General features: G+C 45.4%; 22 protein-coding genes. 12 read left to right on the top strand and 10 right to left on the bottom strand.

The features are described 5' to 3' along the window. Positions 1–3 precede the first annotated feature (3 nt). The 9 genes from V6M43_RS12320 to V6M43_RS12280 all read left to right on the top strand — a co-directional run bounded on the left by V6M43_RS12320 (position 4) and on the right by V6M43_RS12280 (position 6,417). On the top strand, positions 4–645 hold the full coding sequence (locus tag V6M43_RS12320) for a DUF2306 domain-containing protein (protein WP_332735659.1): 642 nt from the start codon (positions 4–6) through the stop codon (positions 643–645). A 78-nt stretch (positions 646–723) separates the two neighbouring features. Then, entirely contained in the window at positions 724–1,410 is a 687-nt protein-coding gene (locus V6M43_RS12315) for a dioxygenase family protein (RefSeq protein WP_332735658.1), read from the top strand. 38 nt (positions 1,411–1,448) lie between these two features. Further along, on the top strand, positions 1,449–1,697 hold the full coding sequence (locus V6M43_RS12310; protein WP_332735657.1) for a DUF6364 family protein: 249 nt from the start codon (positions 1,449–1,451) through the stop codon (positions 1,695–1,697). Continuing rightward, positions 1,694–2,125, top strand: a complete 432-nt coding sequence (locus V6M43_RS12305) for a type II toxin-antitoxin system VapC family toxin (RefSeq protein WP_332735655.1) — start codon at positions 1,694–1,696, stop codon at positions 2,123–2,125. Before V6M43_RS12310 ends, V6M43_RS12305 begins: the two co-directional genes overlap by 4 nt. Before the next feature lie 46 nt (positions 2,126–2,171). Then, positions 2,172–2,651, top strand: a complete 480-nt coding sequence (locus V6M43_RS12300; protein WP_332735653.1) for a YybH family protein — start codon at positions 2,172–2,174, stop codon at positions 2,649–2,651. Between the two features lie 21 nt (positions 2,652–2,672). Then, positions 2,673–3,080, top strand: a complete 408-nt coding sequence (locus V6M43_RS12295) for a VOC family protein (RefSeq protein ID WP_332735651.1) — start codon at positions 2,673–2,675, stop codon at positions 3,078–3,080. A gap of 42 nt (positions 3,081–3,122) precedes the next feature. Beyond that, complete coding sequence (locus V6M43_RS12290) at positions 3,123–3,854, top strand: hypothetical protein (RefSeq protein WP_332735649.1); 732 nt, start codon at positions 3,123–3,125, stop codon at positions 3,852–3,854. Positions 3,855–3,886: 32 nt separating this feature from the next. Then, complete coding sequence (locus V6M43_RS12285; RefSeq protein WP_332735648.1) at positions 3,887–4,843, top strand: nitrilase family protein; 957 nt, start codon at positions 3,887–3,889, stop codon at positions 4,841–4,843. Between the two features lie 11 nt (positions 4,844–4,854). Next, the gene (locus tag V6M43_RS12280) at positions 4,855–6,417 is read left to right on the top strand and encodes an ArnT family glycosyltransferase (RefSeq protein WP_332735646.1); all 1,563 of its coding nucleotides are present in this window, start codon (positions 4,855–4,857) and stop codon (positions 6,415–6,417) included. Here the strand turns inward: V6M43_RS12280 and cydB are convergent. From cydB to V6M43_RS12265, 3 genes are all read right to left on the bottom strand, one after another. Beyond that, the gene (gene cydB / locus V6M43_RS12275; RefSeq protein ID WP_332735644.1) at positions 6,411–7,445 is read right to left on the bottom strand and encodes a cytochrome d ubiquinol oxidase subunit II; all 1,035 of its coding nucleotides are present in this window, start codon (positions 7,443–7,445) and stop codon (positions 6,411–6,413) included. The two genes, V6M43_RS12280 and cydB, sit on opposite strands and share 7 nt — an antisense overlap. A gap of 5 nt (positions 7,446–7,450) precedes the next feature. Continuing rightward, entirely contained in the window at positions 7,451–8,845 is a 1,395-nt protein-coding gene (locus tag V6M43_RS12270) for a cytochrome ubiquinol oxidase subunit I (protein WP_332735642.1), read from the bottom strand. Between the two features lie 563 nt (positions 8,846–9,408). Further along, on the bottom strand, positions 9,409–10,326 hold the full coding sequence (locus V6M43_RS12265; protein WP_332735640.1) for a pirin family protein: 918 nt from the start codon (positions 10,324–10,326) through the stop codon (positions 9,409–9,411). A gap of 154 nt (positions 10,327–10,480) precedes the next feature. On the opposite strand from V6M43_RS12265, the gene V6M43_RS12260 reads away from it, so the two are divergent. Next, positions 10,481–10,939 (top strand): response regulator, encoded by a 459-nt coding sequence (locus V6M43_RS12260; RefSeq protein ID WP_332735638.1) that lies wholly within the window; start codon positions 10,481–10,483, stop codon positions 10,937–10,939. Between the two features lie 3 nt (positions 10,940–10,942). After that, positions 10,943–12,874 carry a sensor histidine kinase gene (locus V6M43_RS12255; protein ID WP_332735636.1) on the top strand — a complete coding sequence of 644 codons (1,932 nt, stop codon included), beginning with the start codon at positions 10,943–10,945 and terminating at the stop codon, positions 12,872–12,874. A 27-nt stretch (positions 12,875–12,901) separates the two neighbouring features. Here V6M43_RS12255 and V6M43_RS12250 read toward each other — a convergent pair whose 3' ends face one another. Further along, positions 12,902–13,456 (bottom strand): nuclear transport factor 2 family protein, encoded by a 555-nt coding sequence (locus V6M43_RS12250; protein ID WP_332735634.1) that lies wholly within the window; start codon positions 13,454–13,456, stop codon positions 12,902–12,904. A gap of 148 nt (positions 13,457–13,604) precedes the next feature. Between V6M43_RS12250 and V6M43_RS12245 the strand changes: the two genes are divergently transcribed. Then, a complete protein-coding gene (locus tag V6M43_RS12245; protein ID WP_332735632.1) occupies positions 13,605–14,612 on the top strand; it encodes a hypothetical protein in 1,008 nt (335 codons plus the stop codon). 13 nt (positions 14,613–14,625) lie between these two features. Here V6M43_RS12245 and V6M43_RS12240 read toward each other — a convergent pair whose 3' ends face one another. The 6 genes from V6M43_RS12240 to V6M43_RS12215 form a co-directional block, all read right to left on the bottom strand. After that, complete coding sequence (locus V6M43_RS12240; RefSeq protein WP_332735630.1) at positions 14,626–15,321, bottom strand: RibD family protein; 696 nt, start codon at positions 15,319–15,321, stop codon at positions 14,626–14,628. Beyond that, positions 15,318–15,692, bottom strand: a complete 375-nt coding sequence (locus V6M43_RS12235) for an iron chaperone (RefSeq protein ID WP_332735629.1) — start codon at positions 15,690–15,692, stop codon at positions 15,318–15,320. Before V6M43_RS12235 ends, V6M43_RS12240 begins: the two co-directional genes overlap by 4 nt. A gap of 128 nt (positions 15,693–15,820) precedes the next feature. Beyond that, entirely contained in the window at positions 15,821–16,879 is a 1,059-nt protein-coding gene (locus tag V6M43_RS12230; RefSeq protein WP_332735627.1) for a family 16 glycosylhydrolase, read from the bottom strand. 3 nt (positions 16,880–16,882) lie between these two features. Beyond that, complete coding sequence (locus V6M43_RS12225; protein WP_332735625.1) at positions 16,883–17,788, bottom strand: PKD domain-containing protein; 906 nt, start codon at positions 17,786–17,788, stop codon at positions 16,883–16,885. 16 nt (positions 17,789–17,804) lie between these two features. Further along, positions 17,805–19,892, bottom strand: coding sequence for a hypothetical protein (locus V6M43_RS12220; protein ID WP_332735623.1), 2,088 nt, complete (start codon positions 19,890–19,892; stop codon positions 17,805–17,807). Positions 19,893–19,910: 18 nt separating this feature from the next. Further along, positions 19,911–21,392: a RagB/SusD family nutrient uptake outer membrane protein gene (locus tag V6M43_RS12215; RefSeq protein ID WP_332735621.1), complete on the bottom strand. Its 1,482-nt coding sequence runs from the start codon at positions 21,390–21,392 to the stop codon at positions 19,911–19,913. Positions 21,393–21,400 lie beyond the last annotated feature (8 nt).

Below are 21,400 nucleotides of genomic sequence, written 5' to 3'. Positions count from 1 at the left end.
CTCATGAGCACCCAGGCCAGGAAAATATACACTAAAGCATTCTGGAGTATTATCATTCTCTTAAGTGTCTACTATTTTTACAGGGCTATTCACTTCAGATTTTACAGGGAGGGATTAGGACCAACTTTCTGGAATAAACAGTTCCTCTATATTTTTCATATTGCAACAGCGCTCGCTCCATTAATACTTGGACCGATTCAATTCTGGAATGGATTCCGGATCCGGTATATGAACCTGCATAGAACCCTTGGCAAAGTTTATATTATTGGCAGCCTGCTGGGAGGCGTCTCTGCTTTTGTGCTGGGAATAACGCAACCTTATCAAGGATCTATTATTCCGGTAATGCTGCTATCCATACTATGGATATTCATGACGATTGCCGCATGGTTAACCATCAGGCGAAAGAATATCAAAGCTCACAGGCATTTTACGATACGTAGCTATACGCTTGGATTAACATTTATCGCATTGCGTATATTAGATGACCTTGTTTACAAGCAGAACCTTTTATTTTTCATCAGTAACGATGAAGTAAAGGATACTACCTATGAATGGATGAGTTGGGTTTTGCCGCTACTGGTCGTCGAGTTTTTTATATCATGGATACCAGCCATAAGGCAGAAAAAATCCGTCCCGAATCGCTAAGCTTATCTTGATTACCCATCAAACATTAGCTTTCTCTTAGCTTGAAATTTCGATAACTTAGGATATGGAAGTTATCATATGAAACTACCTTACCTAATAACATTATGCTGCCTTGTACTTGCGTGTTTCAGCAGTTGCCGGGGACAGGAAAAAAAGGATAGTTCATCATCCCGGCTAGTACAGTCAAAGGCTGATGTAGGCGGACCATTCGAGAATCGTGAATTCACTTACTACAACATCCCCCGAAATATCAGTTCAACAGATACCAGTCCGGGGTTCACGTTATCCGGACAGAAACTTCTTGTCACCGGTATCGTTTACCAATCAGATGCGAAGACCCCCGCCCCCGGTGTATTGCTTTATTACTACCAGACCAATACAGAAGGGCGATACCTGCACAAACCAGAAGAGAAAAGAAGCATGCCTCCTAACGATCGTGGACAAACGCATGGCTATATCCGTGGCTGGGTTAAAACGGGAAGCGATGGCAGGTATTCCATCTATACCATCCGACCCGGATCATACCCTAACGCAACAGAGCCTGCGCATATCCATGTTACCGTTAAAGAACCCAATGATATCGCCGAATATTGGATCGATGACTTTGTTTTTGATGACGATAAATTACTTACCCAGCGGCACCGTGACAGACTAAGCAAACGTGCGGGAAGTGGTATATTGGAATTAAAAAAGAAAGACGAACTTTTGGTTGGAGAGCGTAACCTGGTACTGGGCCTCAATATTCCCGGCTACCCGACGAAATAAAATATAATACGTATATTTATTTGCTTAAAGACACGTGTATGACTACAAAGTTAACATTGACAATTGAGGAAGAGGTAATTAAATCAGCTAAAGTGTATGCGCAGAAAAAAGGAAGGAGTTTGTCTGATTTGGTAGAGAATTATTTAAAAACATTATCAAGCAAAGAGGGCGGTAAAGAAAAATTATCGCCTCGGGTTAAAAGATTGGTCGGTTCAGTAAAATTACCTAAGGATTTCAATTATAAGGACGCATTACAGGGAAGTATAAATGAGAAATTCAGCAAATGAAAAATCTTTTTCTGGACACCAACGTAATAATTGATGTCCTTGCCAATAGGCAACCTTTTTCAGATGCCGCTGCGAGAGTTTTTCATTTAGCTGAGACTGGTAAACTTAAATTATTTATTTCCGCATTATCCTATTCCAATATCTACTTTATTATTAGAAGAAATTCCTCGCATAAAGAGATCATCTCTATTTTAAGGGATCTTGAAGCTTTAACGGAAACATTAGATGTTACAAAACAGGTCATTTCTCATTCACTATTGAGTGACTTCAAAGATTTTGAAGACGCAATTCAATATCAAACTGCTTTAATAAGTAAAAGGATAGATGTTATTGTAACAAGAAATGTAAAAGATTATAAAAATAGCGCATTACCGGTTTTAACTCCAGAAGAAGTAATTAGTGCCATTGAAAACCTTAAAAAAGGCTAATTTATGTTAGAGCTCTGAGCCTAAACTGATTCTAAATACATTGGTTATGAAACCGAAGATCCTGCTATTGATCATGTTGATTGTTGTGAATCTCGTGTATGCACAAACGCCGGCGGACAAAGAAGCAGTAAAGAAAGTGATTATAATGTTCCAGGATGATTTTAATGATGGCACTTTCAAAAATGCCCGGCAATACGCAGCCAATGATTGGATCCATATACATCCGGGAGGCGGTATAAAAAAGGGAATCGATGAAGTGCTTGCAGAAGTAATTGCGGTACATAAAACATTTCTCAAAGGTGTTACCATGAAAGTAGAATCAATGGATATTCGTTTTGTTCATCCCGATGTTGCTGTTGCAGATGTAGTACACACAATAGATAACTACGAGAATCCACCGGGTGTAAAGCATATAAATGAAAGGCACATGAAACTTTACGTTGTTGCAAAGATCAACGGTAAATGGCTGATGACCCACGACCAGAACACAATTATAATGGGCACAAATACCGCAACAAATAAATAGAAGGAATAAAACCCGCACCTAATGACCCTAGAACATGTAGCTATCTGGACCAACAACCTGGAAGCTCTCCGCGAATTTTACTGCACCTATTTTGAAGGCAGTTCAAACAACCAGTACTTCAATCCTGATAAAGATTTCCGATCTTATTTCATCAGCTTTCCCTCGGGTGCGCGACTTGAACTGATGAGCAAGCCCTCTATCCCACAGAATCTCAACGACCGCGTTGAGGCCCAACACCAGGGTATCATCCACCTCGCCTTCGGCGTTGATACCATGGAAGCCGTTGACCAGAAAGCACGGGAGTTAAAGGAGAATGGATTCCCTATTCTTAGCGGTCCACGTAAAACCGGCGATGGTTATTACGAATTCGAAACCCTCGACCCTGACCATAACCGTATTGAAGTAACAACGCTTTTCAAAGACGAATAGTTAACTTTAGTAATCCCATTAAATCCTCGCAATTGTATAACCATGCTTAAATACAAATCACTTCATAAGTGGATGGTCATCCCCATGATCTTTATGCAGCTTGGGATATACCGCGACTACTGGGGCGATTTTACTGAAAATGCATGGGCCGTTCATATTCATTACTGGACAGGAACCATCTGGTATATCTACCTGATCATCCAGCCTTATTTTGCCACCCATGGCCAGATGCCAAGGCATCGCACCAACGGGATCATAGGCATGTTTCTCGCCGGTGGTGTTTGCCTTACCGCACTTGGAATGATGCACCGCGATATCGCTACTACCGATCTAATCATGAAAGATCCTGCACGTTTCGGCCCCTTCCAGCCATGGTTCTTCTTTGGCGTTGCAGCAGTTGAAATTGTAATGATGTCGGCATTCGGGTTCGCCATTATTAAGAGCATCATTCATCGCAAGCAAATCGAGAACCATGCCTGGTGGCTGATCTCGACGGTATTCCTGATCATGATGCCCGCCCTCGGACGAGGTGTACAAAATGTTTATGTGGGAATAAATCGTAGCGACTGGCCCAACATCAATATCATGACGCCTATCTATATCGCCCAGTTCATGATCATCGGAATGCTGTTGCTGGGAGCCTGGAAATATGGCAAACTCAGGCATCCTGCTACTTACCTGGCGCTAGCAGTTAACCTCTTTATTTTCCTGCTTGAACCTATCGGCAGATCAGAAGCTGTTCAACATTTTCTAAGATCAATCATCAAAGGATAAAACGACTATTGAAAACCACTTCTTCAACCATTATGCAAAACAACCTCAAAATAGCATCCGCCCAGTTTGAACACCAAAGCAATAACAAAGACTATAACCTAACGGTGATCGATAACCTATCCGCTTCTGCCGCGGCAGCAGGTGCTGACGTTATCGCCTTCCACGAATGCTCCATCACCGGCTATACTTTTGCGCGCCATCTTTCCAAAGAACAGATGCTCGATCTCGCCGAACTGGTTCCGGAGGGGAGCAGTATCAAAAGACTTCAGGAAATTGCCGGCAGGCATAATATCATCATACTCGCCGGACTCTTTGAAAAGGATTCAACAGATAATCTTTTCAAAACCTATGTATGTGTTGACAAGGGCGGACTCGTCGCAAAATTCAGGAAGCTGCATCCTTTCATTAATCCTCATCTTACTCCCGGTGATGCCTACTGTATTTTTGAGATCAAGGGATGGAAATGCGGCATTCTGATTTGCTACGATAATAATATCATTGAAAATGTAAGAGCCACAAAACTGCTGGGCGCCGAAATTATTTTCATGCCACATGTTACCATGTGTACTCCATCTTCCCGGCCCGGTGCGGGTTTCGTGGATCCGCAGCTCTGGAAGAACAGGGAGGCTGATCCCACCTCACTCCGGCTTGAATTTGATGGCATGAAAGGAAGGGCATGGCTCATGAAATGGCTTCCTGCAAGGGCTTACGACAATGCGATCTATGCAGTGTTCTCAAATCCTATCGGGATGGACGACGACCAGCTCAAGAACGGCTGCTCTATGATACTCGACCCCTATGGCGATATCATCGCCGAGTGCCGAACTTTTGAGGATAGTTATTGCATCGCAACCATCACTGCCGATAAACTTACACTCGCCGGTGGTCACCGCTACATCAATGCGCGCCGCCCCGATCTCTACAAGGATATCATAGGCCAGCCCCACCATCCCGAACAGGTGGTGGCATGGCTTCATAATACTAAATAACATCAGCTATTATGACTGCGCTAAAATCAATTTTCCGCAAACAGGAAACATGGATCTCACTAGTTCTGCTGCTGGCGATCACTTTGCGCGCCATTCATTTTTTCGGTCGATCCTCCATGTGGCTCGATGAACTGGCCGCCGCCTTCAATGTGATGGAACGCAACTTCTACCAACTTGCTACAGAATCACTCGGCTTTAACCAGGTTGCACCACCCGGATTTCTTTACCTGCAGAAAATAGCTACACTGATAATCGGCGAAAACGATCACGCCTTTCGTTTTTTCCCTTTTTTGTTTTCACTGGCCGGACTCCTATTTTACCGCTCCCTCTGCAAAACATTTACTACGGGCGTTCCGGGCATAGGCGCTTTCGCTCTTTTCGCGTTAAGCATCGCAATGGTATTTTATAGCGGTGAATCAAAACAATATGCCGGCGATCTCACAGCAGCGGTATTCATCGTTTGGACCGCACATCAGTTGATTTACAAGGTCCCCGATAAAAGAAGGCTCTGGGTGATGGCAATTGGCGGACCCATATTAATCCTCTGCTCCATGCCGGCAGTTGTGATGGCGCCAATGGCCATGCTCATCGTTTTCATTCGCATACTCCAGAAAAAATCACCCATTGCATTATCGCGATTCTTTGCAGTAGTAATACCATGGGCTTTTGCCTGCCTGCTCGTTACACTCTATGCAAAATTGGTTATCAGCACTGATGTTCAGGAGGCAATGAGTGAATACTGGAGCCGTGGCTTTGCACCACTTCACAATGTATGGGAATTACTCAAATGGTTCCCCACCAAGATCCATAAAGAGCTTTCCTTTTCACTGGCATGGTGGGCTGCCGACATCATTCCTTTTACATCCTATATTGCCTGGGCGCTGATGCTATTATCTATACCCGGAATAATTTATTGCAGCAAAAAATACGGCATCGCTACTCTATTATTATTTATCCCGCTCATCACCGCACTGCTGCTTTCCATACTCCGTGTGCTTCCTTTTGATAACCGTGTCTCACTTTACGCCACATGGCCGATTTTTATCAGCGGCATGGCAGGAATAAATGCTTTGGGCGAATGGCGACCACAGATATTCAGACCTGTGGTAGTGGGAATAATTGCCGCTCTCATTGCTTTTCCACTGGCAATTACCAAACTGGCAGTTCCACTGCTCCGGCCACCTTATAATGGACAATCGGCGCAGCCAATATTGCGGGAACTGAAAAAACAATGGCAGCCAGGCGATGTTCTCTATGTTTATTTCAAGAGCCGGTATGCCCTCCGTTTCTATGGTCCACGTGAAGGTATAACCGAATACGTTGCAGGACGATCACACCCATCTGTAGAACCTATCTTGCGTGATATTGATTCACTTCGTGGTAAGAAAAGAGTTTGGTTCTTCTTTTCGCAGAGCACGCCCAAGCAACCTTTCCCCGACAGTATCAAAGCTTATATGGGAACAGTTATCGGTAAACAGATAGCCGTAATTCCCGACCCCGATGGCAATACAGGAGAGGCGGAGGCTGCTGCTCATTTGTATGATCTGTCCATTAAAGAGGAGGAGAATCAATAACTCATCTCATCCAGCTTAACCTTGCCCTTGAATGTCCAGAATACAAAACTGGTATAGATGGCTACCAGCGGTGTACCGATCAGTGCAATGGTAAGTAGTATCCGCATGGTTTTGGTGGATGATGCTCCATTGTGAATGGTAATACTATTTGCGGCATCATTGCTCGCATAAACAAGATTGGGAAATACTTCCATCGCTATCGTGATCAGTAAACTCGCAATGGTGATGGCCGAACTCAAAAAGGCAAAGCGGTAGTTTCCCTTCTTCAGTTGCCGCGGTATATTGGCAATGGCAAGAAACATCAATACGGGGAAGATAAAATACTGCGGACTGCTCCTGAATGTATTACTCAGGTGAGGAATATACAGAAGGGTATACAAGGTGGTGACCCCAAATGCCACCAGGAAAAACACATTGAAATTCTTGGCAAGGATGGTTAGCTTGGTATAGAGTCTGTTCTCTGTTTTCATGGCCAGGTATATAGCGCCATGCATCATGAACAAGGCCAGTGTGGTGATGGCCACCAGCACGGAGAAGGGATTGATAAACGACAGGAACTCACCCGTGAATTCTTTATTCTCATTGAGGGGAATACCCATCGCAACATTTCCCAGCATTAGTCCGAGTGATAAGGTCACCACGATGCAGGCAAAGGAATAGATAATATCCCAGGTGAGCCGCCAGATCCTGCCGGGCTCCTTACTCCTGAACTCAATAGCCACGGCCCGCCAGATTAATCCAACCAGGAAGATCATCACCGGCACATAAAAAGCTGAGAACACTGCCGCATAGGCAACTGGAAACCCGGCGAACAATGCGCCGCCGGCAATTACCAGCCATACTTCATTGCCATCCCAAACCGGACCGATAGCGTTGAGTGCAATACGCCTGCTGTTCTCCTTTTTCAGGAATAGATGCAGCGCCCCTGCGCCAAGGTCAAATCCATCCAGTATGGCATAGCCGCTGATAACAGCGCCGAATACCAGAAACCACCATGTATTATAATCGATTCCCAAAAACATCTCCATTATTTTTAAGTTTTGCCGCCGCGCAGCATCGGGTTTTCACGTACGCCGAAATGTTCTGTATCCTCTTCTGCAGCAGATGTATGCATAACCGGCCCATGTTTTATTTTTTTATTCAGCAGATACAAAAACAAGACAAACAGGGTGGCATATACGAGGGTGAACAAAACCAGTGAAAACAGCACCTGCTCTGCCCTCACCGATTTCGATAATGCGTCGGATGTTCTCAGCAGTCCATATACCACCCATGGCTGGCGGCCCATCTCGGCGGCAAACCATCCGGCCTGGTTGGCAACCTGTGGTAATAATACCGCCCACACAAAAACCAGCATCAGCCATCTGCTGTCAAACAGTTTGCCGCGCATCCATAACCAGGAGGCATAAACGCTGAGAACGATCAGCATCATCCCGATGGCCACCATGATATGATAAAACTGGAATACCGCATTCACCTGTGATGGCCTGTCTTCGGGGGCAAAGGCATTGAGTCCCGTTACCGGCTTATTGAAATCCTGGTAGAGTAAAAAGGAGAGTCCCCCCGGTATTTTGATCCCCGTTGTTTTCTGTGTTTTCTGATCAACCCATCCCAGCAGGTACATATCGCCTCTGGCGCTGCTATCGTAATGCCCTTCCAGGGCCGCCAGTTTTGCGGGCTGGTGTTCTGCAACTACTTCTGAGCTCGCATGACCTGCCATCAGTTGCAGCAACGAGAATACCGTAGCTACTGCCAATGCGATCTTAAAAGATGGCTTTGCTATTTCCAGGAATTTACCTTTCAAGATATACCATGCATTCACGCTCAATACCAGGAATGCCCCTGCGAGGAAAGCGCCGATCCACACATGCCATAGCCTTTCCATGCTGGAGGGATTAAACACCATTTCCCAGAAATCAGTGATCTCGGCACGAGCATCCAGTCCCGCCCCTGCAATATGATAACCTGCCGGCGTTTGTTGCCAGCTGTTAGCCACAACAATCCATACGGCGCTGAACATCGATCCAACAAATACCATGATGGTTGAGAAGAAATGCACTCTTGAACTCACGCGGTTCCAGCCAAAGAGCAGAATGCCTAAGAAGCCGCTCTCCAGGGCGAAGGCGAAGATCCCTTCGGCTGCGAGGGCGCTGCCGAAAATATCACCCACATATCTCGAGTAGGTGGCCCAGTTAGTACCGAATTCAAATTCCATGATGATGCCGGTGGCCACACCCAGACCGAAAATGAGGGCAAAGATCTTGATCCAGAAGCGGGTCATGTCTTCGTATATCTTTTGGCCGGTGCGGAGGTACATGCCTTCCATGATCACGAGGATGAGCCCGAGGCCAATACTAAGCGGCGGGTAGATATAATGGAATGAAATGGTGAAGGCAAATTGTATCCTCGACAGAATTTCTACATCCATAGTATCCGGTTTGGGAGATGGTCTTGATTGCTGTATACCAATTTAGTAATAAATCAGCTGGGACAACGGCCTGCTACATCAAAAATGACCGATATGGGCAGGGGTTTCCAAATCAAACTGGACAAACAGACAAATGATATACACAAACGCCATATTTGATGCACGAACCCCCGATTCAGTAACCCATTTTTTTATTTTTTTATCCCCCAATCCAGCCCGATGAGCCAATAGGGGAGGTTGGTGCGGCCCCGGTGCCTTCTCGGTGGGGCCTCGGTTAAAATTATGCCGGAGGATCCCCGGAGGATCCCAGGTTGATCCCCGGTTGATGATTTTTCATAAAAAGGGAAGATGTGGCTGCACCCCGCCTATTTCCGGATATAATAAGGTTTGGCTATCTCAATTCGAGCTCAAAGATTCCATCACAAAAGTTGAAATTGAAAAGAATCCATTGACAAAATAACCCGGTTAATTGGCTCATCAATTCAAATAATTGGCTCATCAGCCGGTGGCAATCGGCTCATTTCCGAATAATTGGCTCGTACGGTTTTTTCTTTTGAAATTACTCAGGATAAAGGCTCCGGCCTCGGCGCACTGCCCGCCGGACGTGAATTATCATCTGGTAATGGAATGAACTCCTCATTATCAGTAGGGGGCAGGAGGATCCTTCCCTGCTTCCAATCCTCCTTGGCCTGCTCAATCCTTTCCTTACGCGAGGAAACAAAATTCCACCAGATAAACCGCTCTCCCAATGGCTCACCGCCCATCATCATCAGCGTGCTGCTGGTTAGGGCCCTTATCAGGGGATCGGCGCCTTTTGTGAACACCAGCATTTGTCCTTCCCGGTAGCTTACGCCATTTATTTCCAGCACACCTTTCGCTATATAAATGCCCCTTTCTTCATGCTCAGGAGGTAATCCAAAACGGGCACCCTGCTCCAGCTCAACATGTAAATAGAATAGGGGAGAATGGGTGTTCACTTTACTCGCTAGTCCATAGGCATTGCCGGCTATTAATCGCATCCACACTCCCGTATCAGTGAACACCGGAAGTTGTTCCGGCTTATAGTTTGCAAACGATGGCGCTGATTCCTCATCTTTCTCCGGTAACGCCACCCAGGTCTGGATCATCTCCAATGCCCCTCCCGCCAAAGCAGCCGGATTTTCAAATCGTTCCGAATGTGCTATGCCACTACCGGCAGTCATCCAGTTCACTTCCCCGGGTCGTATCACCTGCTCTACTCCAAGGCTATCGCGATGCGTTACCTGTCCATTGAACAGGTAGCTCACCGTTGATAACCCGATATGCGGATGAGGTTTCACATCAAGTGACGACCATGTTTTAGGAACCTCTGCCACCGGACCCGCATGGTCAAGGAAAATAAATGGTCCCACCATACGACGCAGCCTGAAAGGAAGTATCCGCTTTACTTTCATGGCCTCGCTGATATTTGCAATGCGCGCTTCTATAACTATATCGAGCATGAGTTCTCTAAATTCCTTCTAAGATAAATATTAACCCTTAGCTTTTTCCGCTCCAAATCCTCCTTATTAGCGCATTCTGTTTTTTTTCACCTCTTACCTCTAAAATCTTACCTCTTACCTTTTATATCTTACTTCTTACCTCTACTTTTGTTCCATGTCCCTGAATCCCTCCATTCGTAGAATCCTGCTCATTGATGATGATATCGATGATTATATTTTTTTCAGGGATGCCCTCGAAATGGTTGATCCAAGCGTTGAACTCCTGCATTTGCCTTCTGCCAGCAGGGTCCAAACTGATGACACATGGAAAACACCAGACATTTTATTTCTCGATATCAATATCCCCGACAGTAATGGTTTTGACGTGCTGAAGAGTATCCGGGGAAAAGGCTTTTCCCTTCCCATAGTGATGTATTCCACCGCAAGCAACCCCGTGTATGTGGAAAGGGCCTACCAGGAAGGTGCCAGTCTTTATTTTCCCAAGCCCGATAGCATGCGGGCCCTCGAAGAATCACTGAGACGCCTGCTTGGCTTCAACTGGAGCGATCCCGAAATGGTTAAGGAAAATTATAAACAGCATAATAGCTACCGGGTTTTCAGCGTGAAAGATTAATATATGGAGCCAATTTCTTCATTTGACAGTTCGGCTGAGCGCTACCAGATTGCCCTGGAGGCAGCAGGTATTGGTATATGGGACCATGACCTCCTTGCAGATGCCATCTTCTTTTCCGCCAACAGCCAGCAGCTTTTCGGATTCCCTGAAGATTATCATTTTACCCGGGATGAACTATTTGCCAGGATCTTTGCGGGCGATCGCGACAGATTGGTAAAACAAATGAATGAAAGCCTCGATCCCAATTTGAAGGCAGCCTATGATATTGAATTCAGGATTACCGATCAGGAAGGGGCCGTTATTACCAGGTGGGTGAGGGCTAAAGGCAAAGCCTATTTTAATGATGAAGCAATTCCATACCGCCTTACCGGCACATTGCAGGATATTAGCGCTGAAGTAAAAGCCAGAGAAACACAGCAGAAACTTCTGGCCCTGGTGGACAATAGTATTGAGCTGATGTCTATCCTCGAAAATGACCAGAAGAATTCTTATATCAACCGGGCTGGAATGGAAATGCTGGGCTTCGATAATCTCCAGCAGGTATATGAAACACCCATTTCTGCCTTGCATACGCCGGAGGACATTGCATTTGTGGAGGCCAATGTATTGCCATCCGTATTTCAGAAGGGGAGATGGTCGGGCATGATGAATGTGCGGCACCTGAAGACAGGCGAAATATTTCCCGTCTATAATAATACCGTTCGCATTGAAGATAATGTTACCGGCGAGCCAATTGCCATAGGGGCAGTGATGAGAGACATGCGCCCCGAAATGGCCACCCGCAGGGCCATTGAAGAAAGCGAAAGAAATTTCCGCAACCTGGTAATGCAGGCACCGGTTGGCATCTGTATCATTAAAGGGGATGACCTGCTGGTGGAATTGGTGAATGATAGTTTCCTCGACGCATCCAACAAAACAAGAGAGGAATTATTGAATAAGCCTTTGACCGACGCATTTCCCGAAGCGCGTAACCAGGGCTTCGATATCCTTTTGAAGAAGGTGCTGCAGACAGGCATTCCCTATTTCGGAAAAGAATATGAGATCATCCAGCAGAAGAATGGAGAGAGCTCCAAGGCCTATGCCGATTTTACTTTCCAGCCGCTTCATGAACCCGATGGCAGCATCTCCCGCATTATGACGCTTTCTTTTGATGTAACGGATAAGGTGCTTGCAAGAAAGAAATTACAGGAGAATGAAGAAGAGTTGCAAAGAAGGGTTAGTGAAAGGACGGCAGAACTGGAGGAGAAGAATAAAGCATTGGAAGAATTCACTTATGTGTCGAGCCACGACCTGCAGGAACCCATCAGGAAGATCCGGATGTTCATGGACCTGGTGAAGACTGCGGAGTATTCTTCATTCAAGGATGTTTCACGCCATCGGTTTAATAAGATAGAGGAGTCGGTGGACAGGATGAGCACTTCATTAAAAGACCTGCTGAACTTCGCCAGCCTCAATAAGGAAGTGAAAAAAGAAACTGTTGATCTCAATAATATTCTTCGGAATGTATTGGATGATCTCGAGCTGATGATCAATGAAAAGAATGCCGTCCTGGATATTAGCGAGCTTCCAACCATTGAAGCTGTGCCCGTGCAAATGAACCAGCTGTTTTATAACCTGCTGATCAATTCACTTAAGTTTTCAAGAGAAGGAGTCATCCCGCATATCACCATAAAATATGAGAGAATGGAGGGAAACAGTAATGCATTCATCATTACCATCGCCGACAATGGAATTGGCTTTGAGCAGGAAAAGGAGGAGAAGATATTTGGTATGTTCCAGCGGCTGCATACCCGCGATAAATATGACGGAACGGGCATCGGACTTGCACTCTGCCGTAAGGTTGTTGAAAACCATGATGGTAAGATCTGGGCAAGATCAACTCCAGGAGAAGGGGCAGCATTTCACATCATGCTACCCCTAAATCTTACCTCTTAAATCTTACCTCTTACCTCTTACATGTTATCATTTCTCCGCTGTCCTGATCACCGATCTGTCGAGGTACATTATCACCCGGTCGATCTTATCATTGGCATCAAAATGCATATCGGTGTGGATCCACTGGCTCATGCTGTTGCCTGATTTATATTTTGCATTCACTCTGTACCAGCTCATCAGCCATACACCCGGGGCTTCAATGCTCTGCGGTTGGTTAACCCTCACCGGTAGAAAGATGGCATCATGAAAGGTGATTGAATCGATCACTTCTGTCCTTCTTTTTTTCCAATAAGCAGTGATGGCCGGCTTTCCTACAATACTGTCTCCATTGTTCCAGGCATACACCGCATTGTCGGCATAATCTTTCATCCAACCGTCAATATCTCCGCCCGATAGCGCAGCGATGGCATTTTTGCCCATATCAATGTACTTTGACTCCGCTACAATTTCTGCCGGCATCTTAGTAGCATTGGTGGTAGTGGTAGTGGTGGTGGACTCATCTGCGTTTTCGGCAGCAGGCTTCTCATTGTTGCAGGAAATAAGGAACATGGCTGTCATGCCCCAAAGGAATAACTGTTTCATTATATGGTTATTTGGGTTAAAGAAACAATGTTGGGGGCAACGAAACTAAAGGAGGGTAGTAGAGGGGCAGGATCTTCTCTGAATTTAGTTACTTAAATTAGCTCTGGCAAAAATATCTGCGGTTGCATTTCCCAATCAAACTATCTGCATGTTATCCAGGTCAATAATTTTCTTGTTGCTCTCCTTATCTGCTTGTCCTCTGTTTGCGCAGCAGAAATACATCATGACGGTTAGGGGTAAGGTTAAAGCCGACGCTGTTGGAAGAACGCTCGCCCATGAACATATCGTCACCAATTTCATAGGGGCTGCTACAGTGGTGGATGTTCCGGGGGATGATAGTGTTGCGATCGCAAAAATCCTTCCCCACCTGCTTCGCCTCAAAGGCCAGGGTATCAGCACACTTATTGAATGCACGCCCAATTATATCGGAAGAAATCCAGCCCTCCTGAAAAAACTTTCTGAACGCTCAAATCTTAATATTGTTACCAATACCGGACTCTATTCTGCCGTTGATAAAAAGTACCTGCCACCCTACGCTTTCAAAGAAAATGCTGAGCGTATTGCAACGCGTTGGGAAGCAGAATGGACCAATGGTATCGGGGGTACAGGTATCAGGCCGGGCTTTATAAAACTCGGTGCCGGCAGTTCTGCTCTTGATTCAATTGAAGCAAAAATGCTGTCCGCGGCTATTATGCTAAGCAGGAAATCTTTACTGCCCATAGCCATTCACTCTGGGAGTGGACAGGCAGCCATCTCTGCATTTGAGCAACTAAAGAGATCAAACTGGAAACCGGAAAAACTTATCTGGGTGCATGCACAAAATGGTACCGATGAAGAAAGGGCGATGCTGGCCAAAGAAGGTGTATGGATCAGTCTGGATGGGGTAAGTGAAAAATCATGGGAGCAATATGCAAGTATGATCCTGTTCCTTAAAAAAAGAAACCTGCTGAATCGATTATTGATTTCTCATGATGATGGATGGGCGGTTCCGGAGAATGGTTCCTATAATAAACTGGAACTTTTCGGCAATGGTAATAGTATCCCTTATAACACCCTGTTTACAAAACTACTCCCGGCGCTGCAAAAAGCGGGAGTAACAGCATCAGAAATTGATATGATCCTGCGAAAGAACACTACAGACTGTTTTTCCTTTTAAAGCGCAGAGAGCTTTACAGTTTTTTCCCTTTCGCTACGACATACCTGATCCATAAAAAATCATCGTAGATCTTCTTTACTGATTTTAAGGTGAAGATGGTTGCCTTTCGTTTTCCATAACCTTTCTCTGCTTCAAATACGGTAAGCGCGCCGATGGTGCCATCTGCAACGGGCGCCAGCACGAGGCTGAATTCGTCTATCAGTCCGGCTTTCAGGAATGATCCATTCACATGGCCGCCTCCATCAATGCGAACGGTCTTTATACCAAAAAGTTTATTGAGTTTTTCTAAAACAAGTTTCAGATCCAGTTCCGCCTTGCCGCCAAAAATATAGGAAACATTTTTCTCCTGCAGGTGAGCCAGGTAAGCGGATGAAACCTTTTCGGTGAGCACTTCAATTACATGTTCTGTTGAAACCATATTAGTATCCCAATAGCATTTGCCGGAAGGATCAATCACCACAGCAAATTTCTTAGCCGGTTGTTTGGCAACAAAATCAACTTTAGGGATGCGGCTACTCACGCTCTTCTTCGCGGGAATTTTCTTGCTTGAAAATTCCTGCATCGTAACGCGTCCCACCAGCCAGGCATCGGCCTTTATTTTTGCCGCTGGCTCTTCAAAATATTTATGATGGTCTTTGAATCCCCAGATATCCTGTTTGATCTTTCCATCTACTGACCCAAGCATGTGACAAATAACGTATGGTTTCATAATCGGCTCTTGTTTTGAATAACTCTTTTTTTCACGATCTCCTTAACTACAGCTGCTGGCAAAGGATTTTCTGGTGTGAAGTGAATAGTAGTTCCTGAGGTTTTATAAGGTTGCAATTCTTTTTCGAAGTCTTTGAGTAGCTGTTTGTTCACAACAAAAAAGGAGCAGTGATCTTTAAAGGCTGCGAAGTGAACCAGCGCTCCATTGTATTTATAACTGGGGATCTGGTAACTGATTATTTCCTCTGCCTGAGGTGCAGCAGATCGTATTGTTTTACGCAGTTTTTCCAGGGCGCTTCTGATTTCTGGTTCCTGCAATTCCAGGTACTCATCCACCGTTTTTGGCACAACACCCTTGAATCCTTTTCTCATAATTAAATTTACTTCTTCCTTCCCATTTCCAGCAACCCCAAAACAAAACGCCTCTGAAGCTCTTCATTGCTCCAAAGGCGTTTTCTCCCCAAATCTTACCTCTTACCTCAAATCTTACTTCTTACCTCTTACCTATCATAGACTCTAATATAATCCACCTCCATGCTCGCACTGGTAAATGCAGGATCAACCGGGCCGGGAAAATTACCGCCCATCGCAATATTCATAATGAAGAAGAAATTATGATTGAAAGGAATGGAAGAACTGTTGTTTACCGTATGGATCGGCTGGTCGTCTACAAGCATCTGGATGATACTTGAGTTCCACACCAGTGTATACTTATGGAATTCAGTGGTGGCATTGGCAATTGTTCTTGTATTGCCATCGGCGTTACCACCGGATCTTCCCGGGTAATGAAGGGTAGCATAGATCTTATTCAGGTCACGCCCGAGATGTTCCATAATATCTATCTCACCGCAGTTGGGCCAGCTCACCGTTTCAATATTGGCGCCCAGCATCCAGAGCGCTGGCCATGTTCCAACACCTTCCGGCATCTTTGCACTGATCTCTACGCGGCCATACTTCATACTGTATTTGCCCTTTGTCAGCAACCTCGCTGAGGTATAGGCAGCACCGCTATAGTTTTCTTTTTTGGCTGTGATCTTTAGCTTGCCATCCTGCACCGAAACATTTTCCGCACGGTTGGTATAATACTGCAACTCTGCATTTCCCCAGCCATTGTCGCCCCTCCCTATATCATAACCCCATTTAGCGGGATCGGGTGCACCATTGGTATTAAATTCGTCTGACCATAGCAGTTGGGGTTCAGCAGCGCCCGCCACTGTTACCGATACCTGCACTGATTTAGAAGTGCTCTGCCCGCTGGCATTACTTGCCTTAACCGTTACAACATAAGTATTGGTTCCTGCTTTTTTGTATATATAGGAAGCGATGCCGTTTGTTGACACCAGGCTTTCTCCATCACCAAGATCGTACTGATAGCTTGTGGCATTATTGGCCGTGGATTTGAAATCTACTTTACCGCTGCCATCCATGGATACAGTGCTCTGTATTACCAGGTTGGTAGGGGCAACATTTGTTGGCGCAGGATCACCATCTGATTTCTTGCAGGCTAAGAGCGCAAGAGCACATATGATCGAAATTGTTATGCTCATAAGATTTCGCATTATTTATGATTTTACTTTTAATTTCTGATACCATGCATTTCCGTCCACACCAATAGCGCGCAGGTGCATGGTGGTTTCTGTAATGGAAAGGATCTCATAGCTATTGCTGCCCGTGGCAAAATTAACGATACCATCGCCCGGAACAATGAATTGTATTCCCGTTGAATTGCCGCTGTTTGATCCCGATGTTGCATCAGCAAAAATCAGCGCCCTGGAGCCGGCGGTGTTAAGGTCATAACAGGCCTCCGGACCGCTGAATCCATAGGCACCCACAGAAGCACCCTGCACAAAACTCTGCCCCTTATTATCCAGTTCCATATAAACCCTGTTATTGGCATCTTTCGTGAAACGGATCTCATCGTCATAAAGGCAGCCAACACTTGCTTTTTCATTGGGCGCCGCCTGGTACCAGATGGGTTCAAAATTATCTGCCGGTCCCACCCCAATATGACCCGTTGCCTCATTGTCTGTTACCCATATCTTACTATCATTATTGGTTAATGCAGTGAGTATGGCAACCGGTATCTCGAACACAACATTCACTTTGATCTTTTTACTGATGGTGGATACCACTCCAGCCCTGCCGATGGCATTTACCGTGATGGTATATTCATTGGTACCCGGAATGCCATACTTGTATTCTGTTGTTCCGGATGGCACCATTTTCACTACCCCATCACCGAAATCTATCTGGTAGGTGAGTGCATTACTCGCAGTTGATACAATGTTTACCAGTCCCGTTCCATTACCATCGGGATTATTGGCATCGGTTCCGGCAATTGTTATATCGAGCGTTAAGGCATCGGGATTTTTAATTTCACCAAATGCATATTCTGTTTTCTGGCAGCTTAGCAGCATCACCTGCATCGCCATCAGCAGAATGAAAAGAGAGAAGATTTTATTTCGCATGACTGATTAGTTGAGATTAATTAAGCGTGATGTCATCAAAGAGATAGGTGTAGTTGGCAGAACCATCTCCAACAGCGCCAAGGTCAAAGATCAATACGATCTTATGGTATGAATTGGCTGTGTTGATAGCGCTGTAATCGAATGTGAGCTCTTCCCATTCACCCGACTTGGTAGTGGCGACCTCCTTTTCAAAATTGATTCCACCATCATTCTGGTTCTCTACTTTGAGCAATAATTTTGCACCTGCTCTCGGCGAAAACACTTTCACCTTAAATGTTTTCTTCACGGAGAAATCTATTGCACTGCTTAGTGCGATCCAGCTTCCACCCCATGGCTGTCCCGGATTCTTGATCATCCTTCCCACCGTATTACTGGTATTGATCCCGGATTTTTCCGGATTGCTGATAACCGTTACAGCTCCTCCGTCGAAATCATTGAATGTATAGGTGAGTGCTGCTGATTCAAAATCGAGTGGCAATCCCAGACTACCGGATGATCCGCCACCCGTTACAAAGGCAACATCATCCCAGTAGAATACCTTCCCGTTACCCGTGGTTCCAAAGTCGAAAAAGATAGACGCTTTATCATAAGTGGTAGCGAGATTTAATGCCGCTGTTCCGGTTGCATGATTTTTAAAATCAAACACCAGCGTTTCCCAGGCATTGGCAACGGTTGTTCTCGTAATGGTTTCAACCGACAAAGTTGGATCACGATGGTCTTCTATCTTCAACAACACCGGTATATCTGCTGCGGGCGAATATACCCGAACACTCATCTTTGTGTTGGTAGCGGTAAGGGGTATAGGAGTAGCAAAGCCGGATGCTGTACCAATGGTTGTTCCGGCCCATGTTTCTGCACCCGAAGGCTTGGTGGTTATCTTTACTTTATTGGCAGCATTGGTGGGATCGACACCATTAACGGTGCTGTTGTTTCCGAAATCGGTTACAGTATAGTTCACCGCTTCATCATCAAAGCTTACCGGTAAATTTATCTGCGCAGTTCCCGAGGGGAGACTATTGGTAAGACGGATATCATCAAACAGGAAAGTAAAATTCGCTGATCCATCACCCACAGTTCCCAATTCAAAGATCAGCACGAGTTTTTGGTAACTATTGGCTGTATTGATTGCACTGAAATCAAATGCAAGGTCTTCCCATCCATTGGCGATGGTGGTAGTTACTTCTTTTTCAAAATTGATACTGCCATCGCTGATGTTCTCCGTTTTCAGCAACACTTTTGCACCCACGCGCGGGGAATAAACTTTCATGCGGAATATCTTGTTGGCAGAAAAATCAATTGGCCTGCCCAAACTTATAACACTTCCTCCCCATGGCTGTCCGGCATTCTTCACCATCCTTGCCACCTTCGCGGAATTGTTGATTCCACCGACCTGCGGATTATCAATCACCGTTGCATCTCCTCCATCGAAATTGATGAATGGATAGTTTGACGCTGGTCCTTCAAAATCAAGTGGGAGTAATAAAGGATTTTCTATGGTGATCACTTTTTCTACTTCTGTTGTGGCAACCCCACCGCTTAATGCCACCACCCGGATGGTATAACTGCCAACTGTTGAATAAACATGGCTGATGGTTTCATTTTCCATGAATGATGCGGGTTCTTCATCTGCTGTTTCGCCGAAGTAAACCCTGAAAACTGTTTCGTAGTTTGCCTTGGCAGTCACATTTACCTTGAATGGATTTGCCTGATCAACAGATGCCGTCACTTCAAGATCTGTGGGCGCTTTGAATGAAACTGTCAGCGTTTGCGTGCTTTCTGTTGTAAGGCCGTTAATGCCAATCCCCATAATCCTTACATCATAACTTCCTTCTGGATAGGTATGTCGTGTATTTTTTCCCGGCAATATTTTAACCGGGGCCGTAGTACCATCTCCCAGGTAAACCTGGTAGTAGGCAACGCCTTCTCCATTGGGGGTGATGGTTACCAAACCGGTATTGTCCTGCGTTATATCAAATAGTGCCGACAGGTTGGCCGGGGCGGCAGCCTGGTCTGCAAAACCAGTATCATCAAAGCTTTGCTTACTGCAACTAACCATCAGGGTTAGCAGGAACAGCACAGCGTATATTTTTTTTATCGTATTCATTGCTGATAGATTTAGGGATTAATAACCGGGATTTTGTTCCAGTCCGGAGATATCAATCTCCTGCTGTGGAAGGGGGAATAATTCATTCTTTCCTACAACAAAACCTGTAATAGCTGATGCTGCCTTACCGGTGCGTACCAGGTCAAAGAACCTGTCGCCTTCCATGGCAAGCTCCAGTCGCCTTTCTTCCCAGATAGCCTCTGTTAGCGCCGGCCCTGATAAAGTAATGTTATGCAACTGGTCTCCGAATGCCCGCTCGCGTACCATATTCAGGTACTGCTGTGCTTTGGCAGTAACGGGCGAGGGTAAACGATTATATGCTTCCGCAGCCATCAGCAATACTTCTGCATAACGGATGGTCCTGAAATTGTTCAGGTAGTTCAGCTCTACCTGCCCGGATGTTTCTCCCTTACGCGGCAGGTATTTTTTGTTGTAAAGTCCCGTGTTTTTATATGGTGCTACCAGATAGCTAATATTGAATTGCGGATTGGCTGCTTTGTAAGCTTCAATATCGAGGATGGTGGCGTCTTTACGCTGGTCGCCTTCTTCAAAAGCATCAGCCAGATCCTGGGTGGGGAGATTGATACTCCAGCCCTGTCCATAAGGACTTGATCCTGTAAGGTTTCTTATACCAGCCGATTGTACCGCCAGGTTGCCTTGTCCCCTTCCCGGGTTCGACCAATCATAAAACGGACTCTTATTGGAATACTGGATCTCGAATACACTCTCAATTCCATTCTCTCCCGATTGCAGGAAAATATCATCCATATTTTCTACCAGGTCAAATGGCCAGTTCTCAACATTTTCTAGTACTTCCGTTGCATCTTCAAATCTCTCCTGGTATATCAACACCTTGGCAAGAAGCGCTTTGGCGGCATAGAGCGTGATCCTTCCTTTTTCGGGATTGGTTTCCGGTAAACTGGCAATAGCACTTTCAAGATCTTTTTCTATCTGTGTATACACTGCTGCCTTTGGACTTTTTGTCAGTTGCCTTGAATCAGATGCCCCCAGCCGCCTGTCAACAAAAAGAGGTACATCCCCAAACATCCTGGTGAGCTCAAAATAGTAATAGGCCCTCAGGAAATATACCTCACCATACAAGGCATCCTTACCACTGAAATCAAGCTTTGATTTATTCTCTTCAAGATAGTTGGCGCGATTGATTCCTTCATAGGCGGCTTTCCATGCCTCTGTGAGATAACTGTTAACCGGGTTCACCTGGTAGTCATCAATCTGCTGCAGTCCCAATACATCCGTTGCATTTTCTCCACCTGTAACGGCATTATCTGAAGCGATATCGCCGATCACGGTATTTGCCCATAACCATTGCAGTGGTGAATAAACACCGATCGTCATCTTCTGATAATCATCGGCCGTTTTGAAATAATCTTCTGCAGTGATCTGGAAATCTTCCTTGGGATCGTAGTCAACAAATTTGGTACAAGCCGGTGCAAGCAGAACCAGCATCGCCAGGCTTGTTATATAGATGATCTTTTTCATTGTTAAGT

The sequence above is a fragment of the Flavihumibacter sp. genome, assembly GCF_036676075.1.
Taxonomy (GTDB): Bacteria; Bacteroidota; Bacteroidia; order Chitinophagales; family Chitinophagaceae; genus Flavihumibacter.
This window is presented reverse-complemented; position numbering and strand designations above follow the sequence as displayed.